Source organism: Treponema sp. Marseille-Q4130, assembly GCF_014334325.1.
Lineage (GTDB): Bacteria > Spirochaetota > Spirochaetia > Treponematales > Treponemataceae > Treponema_D.
On sequence record NZ_JACSET010000012.1, the window covers coordinates 37,839 to 59,674 of the forward strand.

The 21,836-nt window shown below is 48.8% G+C and carries 20 protein-coding genes; 3 read left to right on the forward strand and 17 right to left on the reverse strand.

Annotated elements, in window-relative coordinates; translation table 11 throughout:
* Nucleotides 1-42: 42 nt before the first annotated feature.
* From H9I36_RS11305 to garR, 4 genes are read right to left on the reverse strand one after another with little or no spacing between them, the layout of a single operon-like run.
* Nucleotides 43-1,485, reverse strand: coding sequence for a four-carbon acid sugar kinase family protein (locus H9I36_RS11305; RefSeq protein ID WP_187385457.1), 1,443 nt, complete (start codon nt 1,483-1,485; stop codon nt 43-45).
* Nucleotides 1,482-2,171, reverse strand: a complete 690-nt coding sequence (locus tag H9I36_RS11310; RefSeq protein WP_187385458.1) for a cyclase family protein — start codon at nt 2,169-2,171, stop codon at nt 1,482-1,484. The genes H9I36_RS11305 and H9I36_RS11310 overlap by 4 nt, the downstream gene beginning before the upstream one ends.
* 3 nt (nt 2,172-2,174) lie before the next feature.
* On the reverse strand, nt 2,175-3,983 hold the full coding sequence (locus tag H9I36_RS11315; RefSeq protein ID WP_187385459.1) for an alpha/beta hydrolase family protein: 1,809 nt from the start codon (nt 3,981-3,983) through the stop codon (nt 2,175-2,177).
* A gap of 13 nt (nt 3,984-3,996) precedes the next feature.
* Nucleotides 3,997-4,887 (reverse strand): 2-hydroxy-3-oxopropionate reductase, encoded by an 891-nt coding sequence (gene garR / locus H9I36_RS11320; RefSeq protein ID WP_187385460.1) that lies wholly within the window; start codon nt 4,885-4,887, stop codon nt 3,997-3,999.
* Nucleotides 4,888-5,173: 286 nt separating this feature from the next.
* Between garR and H9I36_RS11325 the strand changes: the two genes are divergently transcribed.
* Nucleotides 5,174-5,626, forward strand: a complete 453-nt coding sequence (locus H9I36_RS11325) for an RpiB/LacA/LacB family sugar-phosphate isomerase (RefSeq protein ID WP_187385461.1) — start codon at nt 5,174-5,176, stop codon at nt 5,624-5,626.
* A 118-nt stretch (nt 5,627-5,744) separates the two neighbouring features.
* Here H9I36_RS11325 and H9I36_RS11330 read toward each other — a convergent pair whose 3' ends face one another.
* Together H9I36_RS11330 and H9I36_RS11335 are read right to left on the reverse strand one after the other, a co-directional pair.
* Complete coding sequence (locus H9I36_RS11330; protein WP_187385462.1) at nt 5,745-7,835, reverse strand: methyl-accepting chemotaxis protein; 2,091 nt, start codon at nt 7,833-7,835, stop codon at nt 5,745-5,747.
* Nucleotides 7,836-8,458: 623 nt separating this feature from the next.
* Nucleotides 8,459-10,036: an HAL/PAL/TAL family ammonia-lyase gene (locus H9I36_RS11335; protein WP_187385463.1), complete on the reverse strand. Its 1,578-nt coding sequence runs from the start codon at nt 10,034-10,036 to the stop codon at nt 8,459-8,461.
* Between the two features lie 107 nt (nt 10,037-10,143).
* Here H9I36_RS11335 and H9I36_RS11340 point away from each other — a divergent pair, with 107 nt between their 5' ends.
* Nucleotides 10,144-10,656, forward strand: a complete 513-nt coding sequence (locus tag H9I36_RS11340; RefSeq protein ID WP_187385464.1) for a ferritin — start codon at nt 10,144-10,146, stop codon at nt 10,654-10,656.
* Between the two features lie 56 nt (nt 10,657-10,712).
* Here the strand turns inward: H9I36_RS11340 and deoC are convergent, their stop codons facing one another.
* The 8 genes from deoC to H9I36_RS11380 all read right to left on the reverse strand — a co-directional run bounded on the left by deoC (nt 10,713) and on the right by H9I36_RS11380 (nt 16,254).
* Nucleotides 10,713-11,420 carry a deoxyribose-phosphate aldolase gene (gene deoC / locus H9I36_RS11345; RefSeq protein ID WP_187385465.1) on the reverse strand — a complete coding sequence of 236 codons (708 nt, stop codon included), beginning with the start codon at nt 11,418-11,420 and terminating at the stop codon, nt 10,713-10,715.
* A gap of 67 nt (nt 11,421-11,487) precedes the next feature.
* Nucleotides 11,488-11,862 (reverse strand): heavy-metal-associated domain-containing protein, encoded by a 375-nt coding sequence (locus H9I36_RS11350; protein WP_187385466.1) that lies wholly within the window; start codon nt 11,860-11,862, stop codon nt 11,488-11,490.
* 241 nt (nt 11,863-12,103) lie between these two features.
* Nucleotides 12,104-12,520 carry a flavodoxin gene (locus H9I36_RS11355; RefSeq protein ID WP_187385467.1) on the reverse strand — a complete coding sequence of 139 codons (417 nt, stop codon included), beginning with the start codon at nt 12,518-12,520 and terminating at the stop codon, nt 12,104-12,106.
* A 13-nt stretch (nt 12,521-12,533) separates the two neighbouring features.
* Nucleotides 12,534-13,121 carry a DUF3793 family protein gene (locus H9I36_RS11360; RefSeq protein WP_187385468.1) on the reverse strand — a complete coding sequence of 196 codons (588 nt, stop codon included), beginning with the start codon at nt 13,119-13,121 and terminating at the stop codon, nt 12,534-12,536.
* 4 nt (nt 13,122-13,125) lie between these two features.
* A complete protein-coding gene (locus H9I36_RS11365) occupies nt 13,126-13,326 on the reverse strand; it encodes a FeoB-associated Cys-rich membrane protein (RefSeq protein WP_187385469.1) in 201 nt (66 codons plus the stop codon).
* Nucleotides 13,327-13,493: 167 nt separating this feature from the next.
* The gene (gene feoB / locus H9I36_RS11370) at nt 13,494-15,680 is read right to left on the reverse strand and encodes a ferrous iron transport protein B (protein WP_187385470.1); all 2,187 of its coding nucleotides are present in this window, start codon (nt 15,678-15,680) and stop codon (nt 13,494-13,496) included.
* Nucleotides 15,681-15,761: 81 nt separating this feature from the next.
* Entirely contained in the window at nt 15,762-15,983 is a 222-nt protein-coding gene (locus H9I36_RS11375) for a FeoA family protein (RefSeq protein WP_187385471.1), read from the reverse strand.
* Between the two features lie 58 nt (nt 15,984-16,041).
* Entirely contained in the window at nt 16,042-16,254 is a 213-nt protein-coding gene (locus tag H9I36_RS11380; RefSeq protein WP_187385472.1) for a FeoA family protein, read from the reverse strand.
* A 233-nt stretch (nt 16,255-16,487) separates the two neighbouring features.
* Between H9I36_RS11380 and purD the strand changes: the two genes are divergently transcribed.
* Nucleotides 16,488-17,825 carry a phosphoribosylamine--glycine ligase gene (purD, locus tag H9I36_RS11385; protein WP_187385473.1) on the forward strand — a complete coding sequence of 446 codons (1,338 nt, stop codon included), beginning with the start codon at nt 16,488-16,490 and terminating at the stop codon, nt 17,823-17,825.
* 160 nt (nt 17,826-17,985) lie between these two features.
* On the opposite strand, the gene H9I36_RS11390 is transcribed toward purD, so the two are convergent.
* The 3 genes from H9I36_RS11390 to H9I36_RS11400 form a co-directional block, all read right to left on the reverse strand.
* Nucleotides 17,986-20,076: a glutamine synthetase III family protein gene (locus tag H9I36_RS11390; RefSeq protein ID WP_187385474.1), complete on the reverse strand. Its 2,091-nt coding sequence runs from the start codon at nt 20,074-20,076 to the stop codon at nt 17,986-17,988.
* A gap of 173 nt (nt 20,077-20,249) precedes the next feature.
* Nucleotides 20,250-20,885, reverse strand: a complete 636-nt coding sequence (locus H9I36_RS11395) for a CDP-alcohol phosphatidyltransferase family protein (protein ID WP_187385475.1) — start codon at nt 20,883-20,885, stop codon at nt 20,250-20,252.
* A gap of 75 nt (nt 20,886-20,960) precedes the next feature.
* Nucleotides 20,961-21,785: a cytidylate kinase-like family protein gene (locus H9I36_RS11400; protein ID WP_187385476.1), complete on the reverse strand. Its 825-nt coding sequence runs from the start codon at nt 21,783-21,785 to the stop codon at nt 20,961-20,963.
* Nucleotides 21,786-21,836 lie beyond the last annotated feature (51 nt).

The following is a 21,836-nucleotide window of genomic DNA, read 5'->3' on the forward strand; positions in this document are numbered from 1 at the left end:
CCTTTTGAGCAGTCAAGTAAGTATAGACGCAGTATATCGTTTTTATAAGAGTTTTTCGCATGCTTCCTTTAAAGTATCAAGGGTGCCGACATTACCCGGAAATATGACATACGGAATACCCGGGAATTTAGCTTCCCTGCCCAACTGCCACACCGGAATGCCCGGACAAAGCTGCCCCATAACGGTTGCACGCCGAACGCCGAGCGCTTTTGTTCCTATATCGCTGGATGTAATGCCGCCTTTCGCGATAATAAAAGCCGGTTCAACATTCAAGTGCGATACGATACTTTGCAGCGCATAAGAAATTTCGACGGAACGTTGCAGAGCGGCTTCTTTTGTATCGCCTGCTACGGTTAAAAGTTTGCGATTGGTAAATACAACCGCCGTTTTCCCTTCCCGTATAAGCCGTTCGGCTTCCTTCGTTACGCGTTCGATTTCCTTTTCCAACAATCCTTTTTGCAAAACAAGGTCGGAATCGAAAGGAATCGCCGTAACGGTTCCGGTATCAAGCAGCGCATTAAGCTGTTCCGTCGTTTTTTTTGTATGCGATCCGATAATAACCAAACCGCCCGAAGCGGTTTTCTTTACATTCATTTCCTCGCAGGTCAATAAGGAACGCTCCGAAATACCCCCCATTTCTTTAACCAATGCAGCCGCCGAACGGAAAATAAATTTTTTACCCTTAGCCGATACACGATAAAGGGCAATACAAAAAACTTTTACATCCGTCGCATCGATCGCATTAACGATCACTTTTTGAAAATCGTGCACGCTCATCAACTGCGATTCTATTTTGTCAAAATTATGCGCGCGCAAATCTTCCAATGTAATTGAAACCGTATCGCCCGCTTTACATCGCCCCGAAGTTTTTTCTTCGATGTAATCGCGCAAATCGGAAGAAGTATAACCGAATGTTTTATCGGAAGCGAATTCCGTCTTTCCGGCAGGAATCAACGTATCGCCGTATTGCACATAATGTATGTTATCGACCGTAAAACGTCCGCCCTCTTTGAAAAAGAAACACAATATCTCCCCGTCGAATTTTTGCCCGGTATGCCGTTCAATAGTATTGCGTAAGGTCTCCGTTTCCAAAGGGTAATGCCCGCGCAAAGTGGAATCGCTTCGGCTTATAAGGAGGAAGTCTTTTTTCGTCTTTTCCGATACGGAAAGAATCGTCTCGGCGATACTGCGATGCAAGCGCTCCGTCTCATCGGCAGACAGACTGCGCGAATTGGTAAGGATATAAAACAAATTATTCGATTCGGCAAAACCCGCTTCAATACTCTCTGTATCCCAACGTGTGTATACCGAAACATCGTGTACGGTTTGCACTCCCGTAGGGTCATCGTCAAGCACTATTATTTTTTGATGATTCTTTTCCAGTTCTTTCCGCAAAAGAGAATCGATTCCGTCTTTAACGGGTGCCGCTATATTTTTCGAAATTTCCGCAAAAGAAATTTCCGATACGTCTGTATTACGATTCATTCGGTTTTCTCCGTACCGTCTTCAAATGCTATAACCGTTACGGGAGCGCTGTCGCTCCCTTTAACAAACAAGGGCAATGCGATTACTTTACCGATATCGCGTTTATACACTTTTTCCAGATTCAATTCTTCAATAACGGTTATATATCGATCATGAAAACTCCCCATAAGATATCGGTGAGCAAGAATACCGTCTTCCAAATGCGGATAGGATGTAACGCTTATCCAATCGATACCGATGCATTTTATATTACGGAATTCGTCCATAAAATATTTACACAAAGAAGCGGATAAGCCCGGTCCTCTGCTTGAATATACGTTCGGATCGGAACTCCGTTTAAGCGCAAAACCCGAACGTATACACAGCAAATCGCATTTTTTTATTTCACTCTCAAACGGAGCTATCATTTCTTTTGTTAATAATTGTTCCGCATCCAAAGGTATATCGAGGATCAGCGGTTTATTAAAAATAAAGAAATCTACAGGCAGTTCCGCGATAGAAAGTCCTTTGTCAAAGAAATGCTTCGGAGCGTCCATATGCGTTCCGAAATGATTGAATATTTCTATCACGGAAGTGTTGCACACATCTCCGTTCTCTATCCTCGCAAACGGTTTTATCCGCATCGTCGGAGCATTGGGGAAAGGCGGGTCATCTTCCGAAAGGATATGAGACAGCAAATGTACCATAGATTAAAACCTTCCTATAACCTGTCCTGCAGCTTGGAACCATAAAATCAAAAGAGTTCCGACAAACGAACCCAAATAAATTCTCCGCGTTTTCCGATACAGCAGTATGAGAACAAGATTAATGATGATGAATTGAGGGATCATAACATTAAGCATCATCATCCACCTTCCGGCATACGCTCCAAATCCCAACACGTCAAGTCCGGGACCGATCTGCATATAATCCGGAACAAAATGAATAAGCCACAAGAGCATCAAGCCGCCGACCGAAGCAATAACGTTAAACAGCCACCACAGCAAAATCGTTTTCTTTTCGCTCTGATACTCTTTCAATTTATTTTGCCCGAAAAGGAATATACCGTTGTTTACGAAAAAGAACATAAAGACGGGAACAAAATAAACAAAGACATATCCGATTCTTCTCACGTCAAATGCCTTCATAAAAGGCCAAAGACATCTGAGTTCGGTATTGAAAAAGAAACCGCATACAATCGTAAGAACATACATCGCTCCTACAAGAATCAAAGCTGCGAGAATATTCTTTGCGATGTCGCGAATACAAAACACCGTACTTTCCGAACAGGCGTATTCCATTCGACAAGCGAGCGTCTTTTCTTTATTCTTTTTATTAAGAAACAGCCATAAGACATACATCGCGATCGAAATCAGCGCGCTGAAGAACATCCAGTTTGTAATACCGTTTGTCATTTCCATTCTGGCGAAAGGAAAGCGTAAAATGGTTTTCGTTCCGGGGCCGCCGTGTTTGGCAAAGAACGGATAACAAAATACCGTTAAAGCTATGTTTATAAACGCCGCGATCCACCAAAAACTCATCTTTTGCGAATACGCGCTTACCTGCTTCGGACGCGTAATTGAAGCAAAAAATGAACTTGCAAGCAAAATATCCGTAAGCGGAAAAAGCAGCGATAACGTAATCAGCAGCATAATAAAACCGAGGACTTCTTTAATGTAATAGGTTTGCTTTGAGGAATCAAAAAAATAAGGATTATCGGATTTTTGAAGCGCTTTGTGAAACCATTCGCATACGGCCGCATTTGCTTTTCTATTTACCATAACGCCCAGATGCGTACCTTTAACAAGTTCGATCCTGCGAGCCGATCCGTCTGAAAAATCACCGTACGTCGTATTCCATTCAATACGCCCGTTTCCGGGAAATCCGAAAGCTTCCAAGCGCTTGGGATGAGTGACGAGGTCTTTTACCGGCCACGTTTTTTCCCGGTAACCGCCTATTTCCTCGTAAAGACCTTGTACCATCATATAGTTATGCAGTCCGGGATTCCCGCCGGAAGAACTCAAACCTACGATCGCTTTATGATCCGGATTCCAATTTCCCAAAGCAATCGAGTTCATCCCGCCGGTTGAATGACCGAATATACCGATATTTTCTTTGTCGACAAACGATAATGTTTTTAAATATATATAACCGTTATTTGCACCGCTTTTCGTTTTATCGTTTACTTCTCCTTGAGAATAACCGTGTCCGAGCTGATCGATCGATAAAACGACAAAGCCTCTTTTTGCCAGCTCCAACATACCGAAGGTACTCGGTGCTTCTTTATCGCTTTGATAGCCGTGCAAAGCCAAAATACCCGGCAAAGGATTTTTTTCATCGGCAAATTTCGGACGATACAACTTTGCAGTCATCACCTTTTGTTCTTGCGTCATAATTTTAAGATAGGAAACATCGATCTTTCCCCAATCGGTATCGATCATTTTCGATAAAAATCCTAAAAACAAAACACAAAGGATCGATACCGTTATCCAAATCCAATTCCGCTTTTTCTGAGACATTCCTTTCCTCCTATTATTTTCCCGTTTTTACTTCTACACAGGATAGTTTTTCATAATATTTTAAAATCGCACTGTGATCCTCTTTTTGCAGTCCGGCCGCAGACAAAGCGATCATCATTTCGTAAAGCTGTGCCGTCAAAGGCAAAACGGCGCCGCTTTTGTGAGACGTTTTAAGTACGTTTCCGATATCTTTTTGATTTATATCGATACGTCCGCCGGCTTTAAAATCGCGTGTAAACATTTTTTCCGCTTTTGCTTCCAACACGGCGCTTCCCGCAAGACCGCCGCGAATCGCTTCGTAAACGATTTTAGGATCTAACGAACAGGAAGCGGCAAGACAAAACGCTTCCGAAACTGCGGCAATATTTAAATTAACAATTATTTGATTCGCAAGCTTTACCGTAGAGCCGGCTCCGTTTTCTCCCACCCAAGTGATCTTTTCCGCAAAAGTTTTGAGAATGGGATATATCGTTTCTAAAATTTGCTTGTTGCCTCCCGTCATCAAAGTCAGGGTACCGTCAATCGCTTTAGGCTCTCCGCCGCTGACGGGACTGTCAAAAAAATGCACGTTTTTAGATTGGCAGATTTGTCCGATTTTTTTTGCAGTATCGGGATCGATGGAAGAAAGATCGAAAATAACGGCATCTTTTTTTATGTTTTCCAATAAACCTTCTTTGCCTAAAACCACTTCTTCCACATGTGCGGACGCAGGCAGCATGGTAAAAACCGTATCGACCGTTTGTCCGATTTCCTTGACGCTTTGAGCCGTCTGCGCACCCAAGCCCGCCAATTCTTCAAGCGGCTTCGGATTAATGTCGTAGCACAAAACGCTATACCCTTTTTTAAGGATATTGCTTACGATCGGCTTACCCATTATGCCCAATCCGATAAAACCTATTTTCATAACACACCCCTTTAAATATAGCAATATTTTATCTCACTTTTAACTAATAAGTTATTTTTTAACTGTTTTAGTATAAGTCCGAAATTTCAATATGTCAAGCAATTTTTTCAGCACATCCCACAGCTTCCCGCATCGCATAAAAACCGCCGCTGAGGACAAACAAAACCGGAATTGAATCAATTTTAGGTTTTTTTTGAGAAAACGACTATTTTTAAAATTGGCAATATGGTATTATAGTACCGTACTTCGATATGAAGTTTTAATAATCATTACAAAAGGGGTGTATATGAAAATCGGATTCGGAAGCGATCATTCGGGAGTCGCATTAAAACGTATTCTAATGGAACACGTACGCGGTAAAGGATACGAATGCGTCGATTACGGCGCTGCAGATTCGAATATCCCGGCAAATTATGCCGAGTTCGGCTTAAAGATCGGTGAAGCGATTGCATCACGCGAAGTTGAAAAAGGCGTAATGGTGTGCGGATCGGGCGTCGGTATTTCTCTCGCCGCGAACAAAGTTCCGGGAGTGAGGGCTGCGGTGTGCAGCGAACCGTGTACGGCAAAGCTCGCCGTCGAGCACAGTGACATAAATGCAGTCGCTATGGGCGTATGTATCGTCGGGCAGGAAGAGGCAAAAATGATTGTCGATGCTTTTCTCGACGCCGAGTTTGAAGGCGGCGTCTACACGGAACGGGTCGATACGCTTTCCGCTATAGAAAGAAAATACGGCAAATAAACGCAACACTTTTAATAGGTCGAAAAATTAACCGGCTTTTAATATGAGCGGATTTCCTTTCGAAAACCCGCTCGTATACGTCTACGCGTCCATTGTAAGACACGCACCGGTCAGCTCATCACACTTTGAACTTACCCACTTCCTCAGCCAGCTTTTTGATGCTCGCTTTGTTTTCCTGCGTAATCCGGTTCACTTCCTGCACCGCGTTGTTTATCTGCACCGCTCCCGACGCCATTTCATTCATGCTGTCCGTAATGATGCGCGTCAGATCGTCGAGCTTCCGCATCTCTCCGGCAACGCTCTCCCCGCCCTTCAGCATCTCTTCCGATCCCGACTGCACTTCCATCGTCACCGTGCTGATACTCTTTATCGCCGCAAGCACTTCTTTGCTCCCGTTTTCCTGCTCGCGCATCGCTTCCGTCAATCGATCGCTCATCGATTTTACCTGCTCCGACAAATTGAAAATCGTATTGAACTTTTCTTCCGCCGTTTTCGACGACGCCGACAGCGTTTCGATTTCTCCGGAGAGCGTTTTCAGCGTCTCCGTTATCGTCTTGCCCTGCATCGCGGAATCTTCGGCGAGCTTTCGGATCTCATCGGCAACGACCGCAAAACCCTTCCCCGCTTCTCCCGCATGCGCCGCTTCGATCGCCGCATTCATCGCAAGCAAGTTCGTCTGACTTGCGATGTGCTGTATGACACTCGAGGCTTCAAGCAAACTCCCCGATTCTTCGGCGATCTGTTGCGTCACCGCATTGGCGCTGACGACCGTACCTTTGCCGTCAGCCGTCGCATCCGCAAGCGTTTTGATAACGTCATCCGTCTGTTCGAGCGTCTGTGAAACCGCACCGATGTTCGCGACCATCTCTTCCACCGATGCCGACGACTGGGCGACGCTTGCCGCCTGCGTTTCGATGCTGTTGTTAAGCTGTTTGATCGTACGAACGATCTCTTCGATCGTCGCGGCCGTTTCGCTCACGCTCGCCGCCTGTGTCAGCGCCTGCTGCTTTACCCCGTCGATATTCGCGCTGATTTCATGTACGGAGCTTGCCGTTTGGGTCATATTCGACGCAAGCTCTTCGCCGATGGCTTCCATCGTGCCGGAGTTCTCTCCTACCGTCTTTATGGAACGACCGATTTTCGCGATCGTTTCGTTGAAGTATTCGGCCATATCGGTGATTTCATCGTTGCCGTTGACGGGAAGACGCACGGTAAGGTCGCCTTCGCCCTGTGAAATATTCCGCAATGCACCGACGGCGGTTTGAATCGGCTTTATAATAGCGCGCGCAACAAAATAGATAACGACAAACGTAATAACCAAAATAATCGCAGTAAGCCCCAAGAGCGAAAGGCGCAAGGTGTTTACCGCTCCCAAAAATTCGTTTACGGGAGCGCGGATAATAACCGACCAGTCGGTCGTTTGCATCGTCGCAAAAGAAGCGATATAGGCTTCGTCTTGGTATGTGTAATAGCCTATTTCACTTTCATCGGTGTTCCAAACGTGCTCCAAAAAAGCGGCGCACGAAGCAAGCTCTTTATTCGTCTTTGCCTGCTCGATGATATTCGCTTGACTTCTAACCAGCTCGGTATCTTTATCTGCGACAATGACACCGCTGTCGGCCATTATATAGCAATTACCCGTTTTACCGACAACGATATCTTTAATTTGTTCGGAAAGCCAAAATCCGTCAATATCCGCACTCAAAACACCGATGACCTGATGATTATTGTCGTATATGGGAACGGCAATAACTTGGATGAGTTTTTGCGTCGTTTTTGAAAAAAGCTGTTCGGAAAGAAACGGTTTTCCGCTCCGTGCCGATTGGAACCACTCCCGATCGCCGACTTGGGCATTTCCGCCGATACTATGGAGAGTGCCGTCAAACTCGCTGAAATCCAATTCCTGAATGGATGTATTGAATGACGCCTGTTCCCGCAGCAGTCTGATTTTTTCCGCATTTGAAACGGATGCATCGGTAAACATAGGCATACGCGCTATACCTTCAAGAAATTGCCAAATCGAGGTAATGCGACCGTCTATTATTCTCGAAACATCGGTTGCCTTGTCGATAAGGTGTATTTCGACTTTTTCGATAACCGCTTTGCGCGATGAAAGTATGGCAAGCAACGACTCGATTGCACCCGCAGCTAAAATTAATAATCCGAAAATAAGGATAAGCTTATAACGGAGCGAAAAACGTTTTTTCAAAGTAGAGCCTCCTATAAAAACTTCTTATATTGCACACCACAATCATGTAAGCTTGCCGATGCGTATTTCCATCTGACCGCCAAAACGATATCGATATAGAACGGATACCTCATTTGCGCCGGGCGGATGTTCAAAGCCGGCACGATAATAATCGATGGTATCTTTATTTTTTAACAAAACTGTTTGACAACGTGCAAGCAAATCATAATACTTGCGCAGTAAGTACCGATAATTTTTTAATAAACAATCGCAAGCGCGAAGTAAACGTTTATAATCGTAAATATTGACAGATTCTTTTTGGGGGTAAAATTGTCGGTCGATATAGGAAATCTCAATGATATCTCCTGATGCTTATATAGTATAACTCCAAATGTCAAATTTGGAAAGAGGAAAAATCGATAATATCAATGAAATAATTAAACAAGCTTTTACGCTGTACGCAAGAATGCGGGTGTGTTTCCAGCCGACGATAATCCGGAAAACATAGAGGCCGCCGAAGCACTCGGGCTTTCGACTTTTTTATTTACAACGGCGGCAGCACTGGAAACGCGTCTTTCGGCGCTCGGTTTACTGTGACGGGCATCTCGAAAAACCCGATCGTATTTTCAGCAAGCCCGGATCGTTCAGTCGAAAAGCTCCGTCGCCTCGAGCAGCCGTGCGACTTTTTCCGCATCTTCATCGAGCCGGCGGTCGTCGACGAGCGGAGCGGAGACGGCGCGCACTTGGGCATACAATCGTTGCGTAAATTCGCCGAACTCGGAGGCGCCTATCAAATCGACCGCTTGGCACACTGCGAGTATGTGTACGGCGTATTGCAGATAGATAAGATCGATTTGGTCGCGCAGTTTCCGCGCCGAAATCGTACCCATGGAAACTTTATCCTGATTGAGCGCTTCCGTCGGACTCGACTGAATACTCATCGCCGTACAGCAATGCTGCACTTCCGCACGGATCGCCGACATCGTGATCTGCGCCGCCTTAAAGCCGAATCGCAGTCCCGCGCGTTCGTCGGTATCGTCCGTAAACGGGATCAGATTTTCCGTGAGGTTGTTGAATTTTCCGTCGATGATGATCTCCGCCTGTTTGTCCGCCAAATCGCTGATATTCGCAAGCGCAATGCGCAGGTAATCGCAGGCGGCACAGATGTGTCCGCCGTAAAAATTGCCGGTGTTGTAGAGCTCTTGCGTATCGACGTTGACGAGCGGATTGTCGTTCGCGGAGTTGAGCTCTTCTTCGATCCACTGCCGTGCGATCCGAAGCGTATCTCGCAGGACGCCGTTTATCTGCGGAGCGCAGCGAATGGAATAGCGATCCTGAATTTTGACAAAGCGCTTTTCAAACTGCGCGTCGCCGATGGAGCCGATGCGTTCGAGCAAGTCTTCGTATCGATACACGCGCTTCGAGTTTTTTACGATATCATAAATATAGCCCGCGCTTTCGATCTGCCCCGTATGATTTTTCATCTCCGCGACTTTTTTTCGGAAGGGCACTTCGTTGCCGCGTACGATCTCCGCAGTCGCTGCGGTGACAAAATCGCAGATGTTCGCAAGCCTCCGCGCGCGCTTCCACGAAAGGGAGGCGACGGCCGTCATCACCGACGTACCGTTCATGATCGCAAGTCCCTCTTTCGCCGCAAGCGGAAGAGGGGCGATTCCTTCGGCTTTGAGCGCATCGATCGCCGGAACTATTTTACCTTTGTAATATACTTCGCGCTCTCCCATAACGACGGCAGCCACATAGGACAGCGGCGTCAAATCGCCCGAGGCGCCGACCGATCCCAGTTCGGGGATCACGGGAACGATATCTTTGTCGAGCAGGGTTTTGAGCATTTCTGCAAGGGCGACTCTGATCGCCGAATGCCCGCCTTTTACGTCGGAGTTCAAGCGGCACAGTACGACGGCGCGTCCTTCTTCATGCGAAAATTTTTTACCGAGTCCGATGCCGTGGAAACGCACGATGGATTTTTGCAGCTCTGCCGCGCGGGAGGGATTGATTTGATTTGCGCACGAATCGCCGAAGCCCGTCGTCACTCCGTATGTCGGAAATCCCTTTGCGATATAATCTTCGAGAAATTTGCGCGAGCGGCGAAGCGTTTCGAAAAACGCGTCGTCCTCCGGAAACGAAATTACGCTTGTTCCGTATGCAACGGCACACACGTCGTCGATTGTGAGGTGCTCTCCGTCAATCGTTATCGTTTTCATTCTGTACTGTCCTTGTCGGAATCACTGTATAACATGTCACACTTATGCACAAGTTGACAAATAAGATAATTATAATTATTTTATTAAAAAACGACAAGGAGAATACTATGCTCGATAAAAAGGTGCAAAAACTGCTGAACGATCAAATCAACAAGGAATTGTTTTCGGCATATCTGTATTTGGATATTTCAAATTATTTTTACGACAAGGGTTTGGAAGGCTTCGGCAATTGGTACAAAATCCAAGCGAAGGAAGAACAGGATCACGCGGATCTGATACTGCAGTATCTGCAAAATAACGGTGAGCGCATAACGCTCGAAGCGATCGAAAAACCGAATCACAGCTACGAACAGCTGAAAGACGCCCTGACCGTATCGCTCAAGCACGAACAGTACGTGACGAGTTTGATCCACGCGATCTATGATGCTGCACAAGCGGTAAAAGATTACCGGACGATGCAGTTTTTGGATTGGTTCGTAAAGGAGCAGGGCGAAGAAGAAAAGAATGCCGACGATATGATTAAAAAATACGATCTGTTCGGAAGCGATGCGAAAGCCCTGTATATGCTCGACAACGAATTGAAAGCGCGCGCTTATGCGCCGCCGTCGCTCACGTTGTAAGGGAAGAACAAGGGTGCGGGGAAAAGAAACCGTCGGTGTCGTTTCCCCGCCCGATATCACTGTATGTTGAGTACAATCGGAGTCGACGTATAACCGATTCCCATACGATCTATGCCGAGGTCGATAAGCGCTAGAAAATGCTCTCGGCTGCGGATACAGCCTGAGCCTTTTACGCGGCATCTTCCGGCAACCGTATCGATCATCGCTTTTATGATTTCCGGAGTCGCTCCGTGCAATTCGCCGCCGGTATAAAATCCGGTCGACGTTTTGACAAAGTCGACTCCCGCCTCGCAGGCTATTTCCGTCGCCCGTACGATTTCGTCCATCGAAAGCGCATCGGTTTCGAATATGACTTTTATATTCGCGCCGTGTGCGTGTGCCGCATCGGTAACGGCTTTGATGTCGCGCTTCGCTTCATCCCACGCGCCGCTGCGCATAAGTCCGTAATTTGCAACGACGTCCAAATCCTCTATGCCGCCGCCTTTTAAAATGAGTTCCGCCTGTGCGACTTTACTTTCCGTCGAAGAAGCGCCGAACGGAAAATCGCACACCGCACATACGCCGGTCTTCGTTCCGGCGCACAATTCTTTTGCAAGGGATGCATACGCGGGATTGACGCACACGGTTTTGCAGCCGTATGCGATACCGCGCTTTATCTGCTCGCGGATATCGTCCAACGTAAACTGCGGTTTCAATACGGAATGGTCGATGTATTGCGCCAATTCGGCGGCCGTCATCGATTCGGCTTTTTTTGTCGGTTTCATAAGAGCATATTAACAAAAAGGCCGAGCTTTGCCAACACTCGGCATCGCATTTTGATAAAAATTCCGATCACACTGCCGCGATTCGAACGTCTTTCATCGTATAGCCGGCTTTTGAAACCGCTTCGACGAGCGCCGCTTCACCGCCGTTTTGTTTCAATAAAATCGATACCGAATTTTTTTTGAGATTTACGGTCGCCCATACGTCGTCGAGGCTGTTGAGCGCATTCGTGACGCGCAGCGCGCAGTTTTTGCATGTCATACCTTCCACCGTCGCTTCCGCACGGTACGGATAATGCGAACGATCCGGATCCGACGGCCCTATCTTGACGATGGAGTCTCCGCCGGAACAGCAGCTTTTTCCTGCAGCGCTCCGCAAAATCGAACGTACGCCGAACACGAACCCGACTGCGATTATTAAAATAATGATTACATTTACCGCCATAGCAACCCCCTTAATAATTTTTATGATGAGTTTTCAAAAAAACCAGGGTCTGTGCGCTTGTGGCGTACGCAGCAGACCCTGTGAAAAGCTGGAAACTTTTACTGTGTAGCTATGTCCCGTGCAAGAGAATTGACAACCCCCTTGCACGCAGAAGAACCGATAGTAAGGACTCTTTCCGATCCCGTCCGCTTCACCGCCGACCGCCGTAAATCATGCAGCGCAAACGGTGCCGCCTTTTTTGTTATGCGCTTGCACCCAGGTCTTCGCACGCTTTGATCGCGTCCGCATCCGGTTCGAGGTGGACCATAAGACCTTCACCGTTTACCATCGTACCGCCCGCATTTTTGACGCGGTCGGCCCAGTCGCGAAGCCATTGTCCGTCGCCCCAGTCATAGGAGCCGAAGAGCGCAACTTTTTTTCCGCCGAGGCTGCCTTCGATCGACGCAAAGAACGATTCCATGCTGTCTTCAAGGACTTCCGCACCCATCGCGGGGCTGCCGAGAATAAGCACATCGGCGCCTAAAACTTCCGCAGCGGACGCTTCATCCGCTTTTTTCATTATGACGGTCGCTCCCGAACTCTTCGCGCCTTTTTCGATCGCCAGAGCCATCGCTTCCGTATTTCCCGTCGTGCTCGCATATACGATTGCTTTTGTCATTACTTGCCTCCATTCAATAATTATTATGTATTAACGCACCGCGCGCGTATTTTTTCGCCGCAAGCGGCACGGATAATCCTCTCTTTAATAATTTACGGCAGCCCTCACTGCACGTTCTGTATTGTTCCATCCGCTTTCGAGCGGCGTGCACATCTCCGTACACTTTCCAAAACCCCGCATACCGGTAATTGCCGCCCGCAGTTTTTTCAAACTGAACGACATCCTCAAGCGGATAGCCGAGGAAGACGCCGACCTCGTGGGGAAAATCGTTTTCTCCGACGAGGCGATGGAGCAACTCGGAAAGCATCGCATTAAATCCCGATTCGACGGGATAAGCTTTTTCTTTCAGATACTCCCGTATGCAGCAATCACCGCACTGCCGTTCGAGCAGGTTTTTATCGTACACGAAAAACAATACCTGCGCATTGCGCCGCGGAAGCGCAACGATATATTTTCCCTCTCCGGCAAAAGCGCTGTGCCATTCCTTCACTTTGCTTTTACATGCGTCGTACACTTCTTTCCGTATCGAAAAAAGGCACGACGGTTTAATGCCGCACAGCGCGGGAGCCCCGCAATGTATGACGGCTTCTTCAAAGCTCATAAACTTATTTTTTCACATGCTCCGCCAAAAATTTTTCTACATTTGAAAATTCGTGGCAGCCGCCTTTTGACGAACACCAACCCGTGCACCCGAGGCACCCCGGATTGCCGGTAATCTTCGCTTCGTGATGGGTTTTTATGACAGCCCGCAGCGCAAAAAATCCCCACACACCGATACAAAGCACTGCAATAATATTTGCAACCATACGAACCTCCGTAAACCGCAGGCAAAACCGCTCACGCTTTACCCGCGAACCGTCCGCCGTAAAGCTGCAGCGTCCGTCGGGCAGACGCTGCAGCCGATCACCTTTTATAAATACTTTTTTACATTGCGTATGTTTCTCTTTCTTTTCAGATCAATATTCATGTCCCATTACGCAGCGGCAAACGCGCGACCGCGCATCATGCGTTCCTGTTTTTTATAGGGATCCGGACGGAACAGCATAACAAGGATCGCGATCGTAAAGAGGATCGCGAACACCGTTCCGACACCGAATGCACCGGCGGTAATCAGCATACCGTACTGATACACACAGAGGGCGATAACGTATGCGAATATGTTCTGGAACAGAACCGCGAACCAAAACCACTTCCGGCTTTGCAGGTTTTGCGCCATCGTCGAAATAGCCGCGATACACGGCGAATCGAGCAGGTTGAACACGAGATACGAAATAGCTGCGGGAAGCGTCGGGAACCACGTCGCGACCGCGCTTGCAACAGCATCGGCTTCTTCAACGCTTTCTTCAGCGACGTTTGCGAGAACGCCCATCGTACTGACGATACCTTCTTTCGCAACGAAACCGGAAATCGCGGAAGCAGCCGCCTGCCAACCGCCGACTTCGCCTCCGAAACCGAGCGGTACGAAGATCCAGCGGAGCACGTTACCGATCGCGGCGAGCATCGACTCGGCAGGATCGACAAGACCGAAACCCTCTTCGCCGAAACCGTAGCTCGACAGGAACCACATGACCAAGCACATGAGGAAAAGCACGGTTCCCGCTTTGATCATAAAGCCTTTCAAACGTTCCCACGTATGGATGAGCACCGTCTTCGGCTGCGGAATATGATATTGGGGCAATTCCATAACGAAGGGAGCCGCTTCGCCGTGGAAGGGCTTTGTTTTTTTAAGCATAATAGCCGCGATGAGTACGCACGCAACGCCCGTCGCATACATAGCCGGAGCAAGCCACGCCGAGTTCATACCCGACACATGCTGTACCATGACCGCGCCCATAAGCGCGATAACGGGAAGCTTTGCGCCGCAGGGCACCCACGTCGTCGTTATAATCGTCAAGCGGCGGTCGTTTTCGTTTTCGATCGTCTTCGACGCCATAATACCGGGAACGCCGCAGCCCGAAGAGATGAGCAGCGGGATAAAGCTTTTTCCCGAAAGTCCGAAGTGTCTGAACACGCGATCCATAACGAACGCGATGCGCACCATATAGCCGATATCTTCGACGATTGAAAGCAGCAAAAACAAAACGGCCATCTGCGGCACGAAGCCGAGGATCGTACCGACACCGCCGATCAAACCGTTGACAAGACAATCGGTGAGCACTTCGTTTGCACCCGCATTTTCCATCCAGCCGGAAACGATCTCCTGAATACCCGCGACAAACGAATCGTTCGTCCAATCCGTCATCCACGTACCGACCGTCGTCACCGAAATATAATAGATGACCCACATGACGGCAAGGAAGATCGGAATACCGAGCCAGCGGTTCGTTACGATTTTATCGACCTTGTCGGATGTCGTCAGTTTATTGCCCGATTTTTTCAAGCAGCCTTTCAGCATCTTCGTGATGTATTCGTAGCGTTCGTTCGTGATGAGCGATTCGGAATCGTCGTTGTAATCCGATTCAAGGGCTTTTGTGATCTCTTCCGCTTTTGCGGCATCTTCCGCCGAAAGGTGCAGACGCTCCAGCACAACACTATCGCGCTCGATCAGCTTGATCGCATACCAGCGTTTGAGTTCTGCAGAAATATCTGAGGGAACAAGCGCTTCCATTTTTGAGATCGCCTGTTCGACGTTTGCGGAAAAGCATTTTTTCGGCATAACCGTTTTCGAGTTGCGGGCCGCTTCCGCTGCAGCGCGCGCGGCTTCTTTGACGCCCGTACCTTTTAAGGCGGACGTTTCGATTATCTTACAGCCGAGCGCTTCGCTCAGTTTTTCCGTATCGATTTTATCGCCCGATTTTTTCAGCACGTCGATCATGTTCAGCGCAATGACGACGGGCTTTCCGAGCTCGAGAATTTGCGTCGTTAAATATAAGTTTCGTTCGATGTTCGTCGAATCGACAAGATTCAAAACCGCCGCAGGATCGTTTCCGGCGAGATAATCGCGGCTTACGACTTCTTCAGGCGTATACGGAGAAAGCGAATAAATACCGGGCAAGTCCGTAACGATAATATCGCTTTCGCCTTTCATTCGGCCTTCTTTTTTTTCTACCGTTACTCCCGGCCAGTTGCCGACATACTGGTTCGCCCCCGTCAGCGAATTGAACATTGTCGTTTTGCCGCAGTTCGGGTTTCCTGCAAGCGCAATCTTAATTGTTGCCATAGTTCCTCCACAAGCTACAAAAATCTTCAGTCGTTTTCAATACAAGACATGTGCGATTCGTACACAACCGTTTGAAAGCGCTCATTCTACCTCGATACAGTCCGCATCGTCTTTGCGAACGCTCAACTCGTATCCCCTGATCGTCACTTCGACCGGATCGCCGAGCGGCGCGACTTTACGAATATACACGCTGCATCCGTTGGTAAAACCCATATCCATGAGGCGGCGTTTCAATGCACCTTCCCCATCCAACCTTTTGACCGTTACCGTTTCACCGACGGTAACATTTCGCAATGTTTTCATTATGATCTCCTTGACCTCTTGACGGCCTTAATAAATCACACCGTAAAAAAATCCGCGCTCACACCATGATGCGGTTAGCCATCGCGCGGTTTAATGCAATTCGGGATTCTTTTACCTGTACGATAATATTTCCGTCAGTCGTAGACACGACAGTAACCGCCGTACCGACGTTAAAGCCGATTTCGTTGAGTCGCTGCTTTACGTCCGCCGTACCGCCGACTTTTTTTACCGTGCATTGTTCACCGATTGCACACATCGATAAAGGCATCATAATTCACCTGCTTGGTAGTATACCCTGAAATAGGCATACACCTACTCGGTTAATATACGCTAACCGGCAGAAACTGTCAATAGCCTATGCTAACTTTTCGAAAGTTTTTAGGAACCGTCCAAAAATTTCAGTATAAAGACTTAATTTTACACTCGCCCGCCTGCTAAAAAAGTAAGCGCCCTTTTGAGACAGCCCGTATTGTAACTCACGTTTTTTTACTTTATCATAAACGCATGAATATCATTCTCATCGGCTCGGGCGGCCGCGAACACGCGATAGCGCGCTGCCTTGCGCAAAGCCCGCTCGTACAAAAAATTATCGTCGTTCCCGGAAACGGAGGTACGGCTGCAGAACCGAAGTGCAAAAACGTCGACGCGGCGCTATGCGATTACCTCAAAGATGACGGTGTGCCGGCTTGCGTGCAGATCGCACAACGCGAAGAATGCATTATGGCGATCGTAGGACCGGAAAATCCGCTCGCGGAAGGCATTGCGGACGATTTTTGGAAAGCCGATATTCCGTGCATCGGGCCGAAAAAAGCGGCGGCCGAACTCGAAGCGAGCAAAGATTTTGCAAAACGCTTTATGCATACCTACGGTGTCGCGTGCGCAAAAAGCGAAACGTTCAGTGACAGCGAACAAGCGAAAGCATACGTCCGACAGAACGGTGCGCCGGTCGTCATCAAAGCGGACGGGCTTGCAGCGGGAAAGGGCGTTGTCGTCGCGGCGACCGTCGAAGAAGCCCTTTCGGCGATCGGCGATATCATGGATTCGGGCAGCGTCGGAAAAGCCGGAAAAAAAATCGTTATCGAAGAATATCTCGAAGGCGTCGAAATCTCCGTGCTTGCCGCAGTTTCGGTAACATCTGAAGCTGCAAAAAAACAAAAAGCGAAAATCGTGCCGTTTTTACCGGCGCGTGATCATAAACGCCTGCTCGACGGAGCGCAAGGGCCGAACACAGGCGGCATGGGCGCCGTATGCCCGCTCGCCGACGTAACCGGCGAAACGATGGAGCGTTTCCGGCGCGACATCCTTTCGCCGACGCTCAAAGGACTCATCGCCGAAAATTTCGATTACCGCGGTTTTATCTTTTTCGGCGTTATGCTCACAAAAGACGGACCGAAACTCCTCGAATACAACGTGCGGCTCGGAGATCCCGAAACGCAGGCGGTACTCCCGCTCGCCGATTTCGACTTTGCCGCGATGTGCTGTTCGATCGTCAACGGCTCGCTTGACAATTTCGCGTTCAAATGGAAAACGGGATGCGTCGTCGCTCCGGTCATCGTTTCGGAGGGCTACCCCGGCGCATACAAAAAAGGCAAAGAAATTACAATCGATGAAAAGCGCGTACAATCGGCCGGCGCGCAATTATTTATCGCGGGAGCAAAACGCACCGCGGACGGAAAACTCGTAACCGACGGCGGGCGCGTGCTCGCATGCAGCGCGCACGGCACGGACTTCGACGACGCGCGAAAGAAGGCATACGACGCGATCGGCGCGATACGCTTCGAAGGCGCGTTTTATCGTAAAGACATAGGACTCGCGGGAGCGGCGGAATCGGGAAAGCTGTAAAGCGGACAGCGATACGCATATCGACAAGAATGCGTATTACGCTTCGTGCGGCGTTAATTTTTAATCGCATTTCCGATGATGGAGCCCCGTGCTTTTCGCAGGTGAAATCGCATCGTGTTTACACCGGCGGCGCTGCCGTAAACGCGCGGCACCCCACCCTTCACACGCTGAAAAGCAACTCTTCATACGACGGAAACGGCTTGTACGATTCGGCAAGCAGCGGCTCTATGGCGTCGGTCACCGCACGTACTTTTTCCATCGCGGGGATCACTTTTTCGGCGTAAGCTTTTGCGCGGAGCATATAATCGCCGTTTGCGATCGCCTCCGCATGCTTTTCAAAAAGCGAAGCCGTCTCTGCCGAAAGAGAATCGGCAAGCTCATCGAGTTTTTCGAGCAGCGAAATCCCCGCGCCGCATTTTGCAAGCGGAAGGGCATTTTTTACCGATACGACAGTCTCCGCGATCGAATCCATATATCCGAGCACGGAGGGCATGATATTTTTATTGACCATTTCGAGCATCGTGCCGACTTCGATATTGAGCACTTGGCAGTATTTTTCGAGCTTTACTTCGTAGTGACTTTTCATCTCCGCTTCGGTGTAGATGCCCGTTTCGGTATACAGTTTGACGTTTTTCGGTTTCAGATATTCGGCGACCGCTTCCGGAAGATTGCGCAGATTTAAAAGCCCGCGCTTTTTCGCTTCCGAAACCCAATCGTCTCCGTAGCCGTTACCGTTAAAGATGATTTTCCAGTGATCCGTAATTTCTTTTTTAATAAGTTCCTGCAGCGCTTGATTGAAGTCTTTCGCGCCTTCGAGTTTGTCGGCATACTCTTTCAAAACGTCTGCGACGATCGCATTGAGCGTCGTCATCGGCCCCGAAATCGACAGAGAAGAACCGACCGAGCGGAATTCGAATTTATTTACGGTGAACGCGAAAGGAGACGTGCGGTTGCGGTCGGTCGTATCTTTCGGGATGGGCGGCAAAACATCCGCGCCGATTTTTATCTTTTGTTTTGATTTCGCGCTGTACGGCGTTCCGTCTTTAATCGATTTCAATACGGCTTCGAGCTCGTCGCCGACGAATATCGACATGATTGCAGGCGGCGCTTCGTTCGCTCCGAGCCGGTGATCGTTTCCCGCACTCGCAACCGAAATGCGCAGCAAATCCTGATTGTCGTCGACGGCGCGGATCACCGCGGTGAGGAAAAGCAAAAAGCGTGCGTTTTCCCTCGGCGTATCGCCCGGCTTCAAAAGACCTTCGCCCGAATCGGTTTCGATCGACCAGTTGTTGTGCTTGCCGCTGCCGTTGATGCCGGCAAAAGGTTTTTCGTGCAGCAGACACACAAGCCCGTGCCGACGTGCAACCTTTTTCATGATCTCCATCGTCAGCTGATTTTGATCGGCCGCCAAATTCGTCGTCGAAAAAATCGGCGCCATTTCGTGCTGGGCGGGAGCCGTTTCATTGTGTTCCGTCTTGGCAAAGATGCCGAGCTTCCACAACTCTTCGTTGAGGTCTTCCATGTATTCCGTAACGCGCGGCGTGATCGCGGTAAAATACTGGTCGTCCATCTCCTGCCCTTTCGCGGGTTTTGCGCCGAAAAGCGTCCGCCCCGTCATCTGAAGATCTCTGCGCTTTTCATAGAGTTTTTCATCGATCAAAAAATATTCCTGTTCGGCACCGACGCAGGAAATCACGTGTTCGACGTTTTTTTCGCCGAAAAGACGAAGCACGCGCACAGCCTGTTTACTGAGCGCTTCGATGGAACGAAGGAGCGGCGTTTTTTTATCGAGGGCTTCTCCCGTGTACGAACAGAAGGCCGTCGGAATACACAGAGAATGATCCTTTACGAACGCGTACGCCGTCGGATCCCACACCGTGTACCCGCGCGCTTCAAAAGTGGCGCGGCTTCCGCCCGACGGAAACGACGACGCATCGCTTTCGCCTTTGACAAGCTCTTTGCCGCCGAACTCCATAATGACGCCGCCGTTTTTGTCGGGAGCGATAAAACTTTCGTGCTTTTCCGCCGTAATGCCGGTGAGCGGCTGAAACCAATGCGTGTAGTGCGTCGCGCCTTTCGAAATAGCCCACTCTTTCATCGCGTGCGCCACTTGATTCGCGATTTCAAGTTCGAGCGGCGTACCGTCGTCGAGCGTTTTTTTGAGCGCTTTAAACGTGTCTTTCGGCAAAAGCTCGCGCATCACCTTTTGATTAAAAACCATGCTCCCGAACAATTCCTGCACATTCGGCATACAGTCCTCCGGCGTTTTGTCCCGCACTTTAAAAATAGAAAAGCGATGCAAACCCCTTTTGTACAAAAGTGTTTACATCGCCTGCATTTTTCATATTCACGTTATAGCCTTTGTCGGCAAAAAAATCAAGTGCGAAAAAAATCGACCGTCGGAACAAAACCGAACGATGCTTTTCACATATCTTTTAAAATCGACTTAAAGTGCGCAAGGTAATCGGCAAAGGAAATATAGCACAGGGCAAGGCTTACGATAAACATACCGAGTGCGGCATTCTTCCAAACCGCCATATGCTGCACGACGGATAAAACGATACCGCCGACAGCTTCCCCTTTCGCCGCGTAAAAGCGCAGCGCGCATTCGGGGATGAGCGAAACAAATCCCGAGGTGACGTAAAATACGGTTTTGAGTTTTCCGCCCTTTCGCGCGGCGATCGCCGTACCTTGCTTTGCCGCGACCATACGCAAAAAATTCTGCGAAAACTCGCGGTACAAAATCAATACGAATACCCATACCGGAAGATAGCTTTTCACGGACGGGCTGAACGAATGCATAAAACACGTAAATGTCGTCAAATGCACGATGACGTCCGCAAAGGGATCGAACATCTTGCCGAAATCGCTCACCTCACCCGTTTTGCGCGCAAAAAATCCGTCGAGAAAATCGGTGAATTCCATGCACGCCAGAAGAGGAATCATAAGGGCTGCCGAAACGCCGGCAAATCGCCCCGTCCAAATCGGTATAAAATAGATAAGGAAAAATACCGGCGCAAAGACAACGCGTACCGACGTAAATGCGTTTGCGAGTTTCATACCGTCAGTATGTTTTTAAAGGCGCATAGTGTCAAGACGCGGCAGCCGGTGACCGTTCGCATGAGAGAGGCACAATCATTTCGGGTGCGCTTTAAAATCCTGAACGATGCTTATGCGGGACTTTACGTCGTATCCGGGCATCTCTTTTTTTGAAAGCGCGACGGCTTGTTCGACGACGGCCGAAGAATCCGCAACACCCTGCAGCACAATCGTATTGCCGTCGATAACGGCATGCAAAAATTCGATATTGACCTTATGTGTAAATACGAGCGTATTGACGAGGCGTTGTGCGGCAAGCAGCGTTTTTATTTTTTCCGCTCCGAGCGCGTCGCGTTCGGATGAAATATGCGATTTAACAAAATCGGCGATAAGCGCACCGCCTTCATCCGCACCGATAAGTCCCGTATTCAGCACAAAATGAAAATGCGTCGGATCGGCTATATCGATGTCAAAAAAACTTTTATGAAAACCGCTCCTGTTTTTATCGCTTTCATCGATCTTTTGCTGTGCCTGTTTTTTCGTGCATGCGAATTCGTTTTCGAGCCTCTGCAGTCTGACGGAATCTTTCGCAACGAGACGGAATGAAACGACATTTGGAACGTCTTCCAATATGATATACGAACCGCGTCCGATAAGCACACAGTTGTTTTCGCTCGCCGCTTCGAGGACTGCCGTCTGCAGATAGTGCAAATATTCGTCGCGGTCTTTGACGAGTGCGGCAAAAAATCCCGGTTTTTTTTCATCGTACTTGCCGAGCTTTTCGGCGGGAAATCCGTGCTGCACGATGCGTTTTTCAAGCTCATCCCTGCGGATAAACACGTATCCGAGTTTTTCCGCCGCGATCGCAGCGATTTCATCGCCGAGCGCCGCAATCTGCCGGGAAATCGCAACTATAGCCATACGCACCTCCCATAAAAACTTTTGCAGGATATTTTAATATCCGAAAAAGTT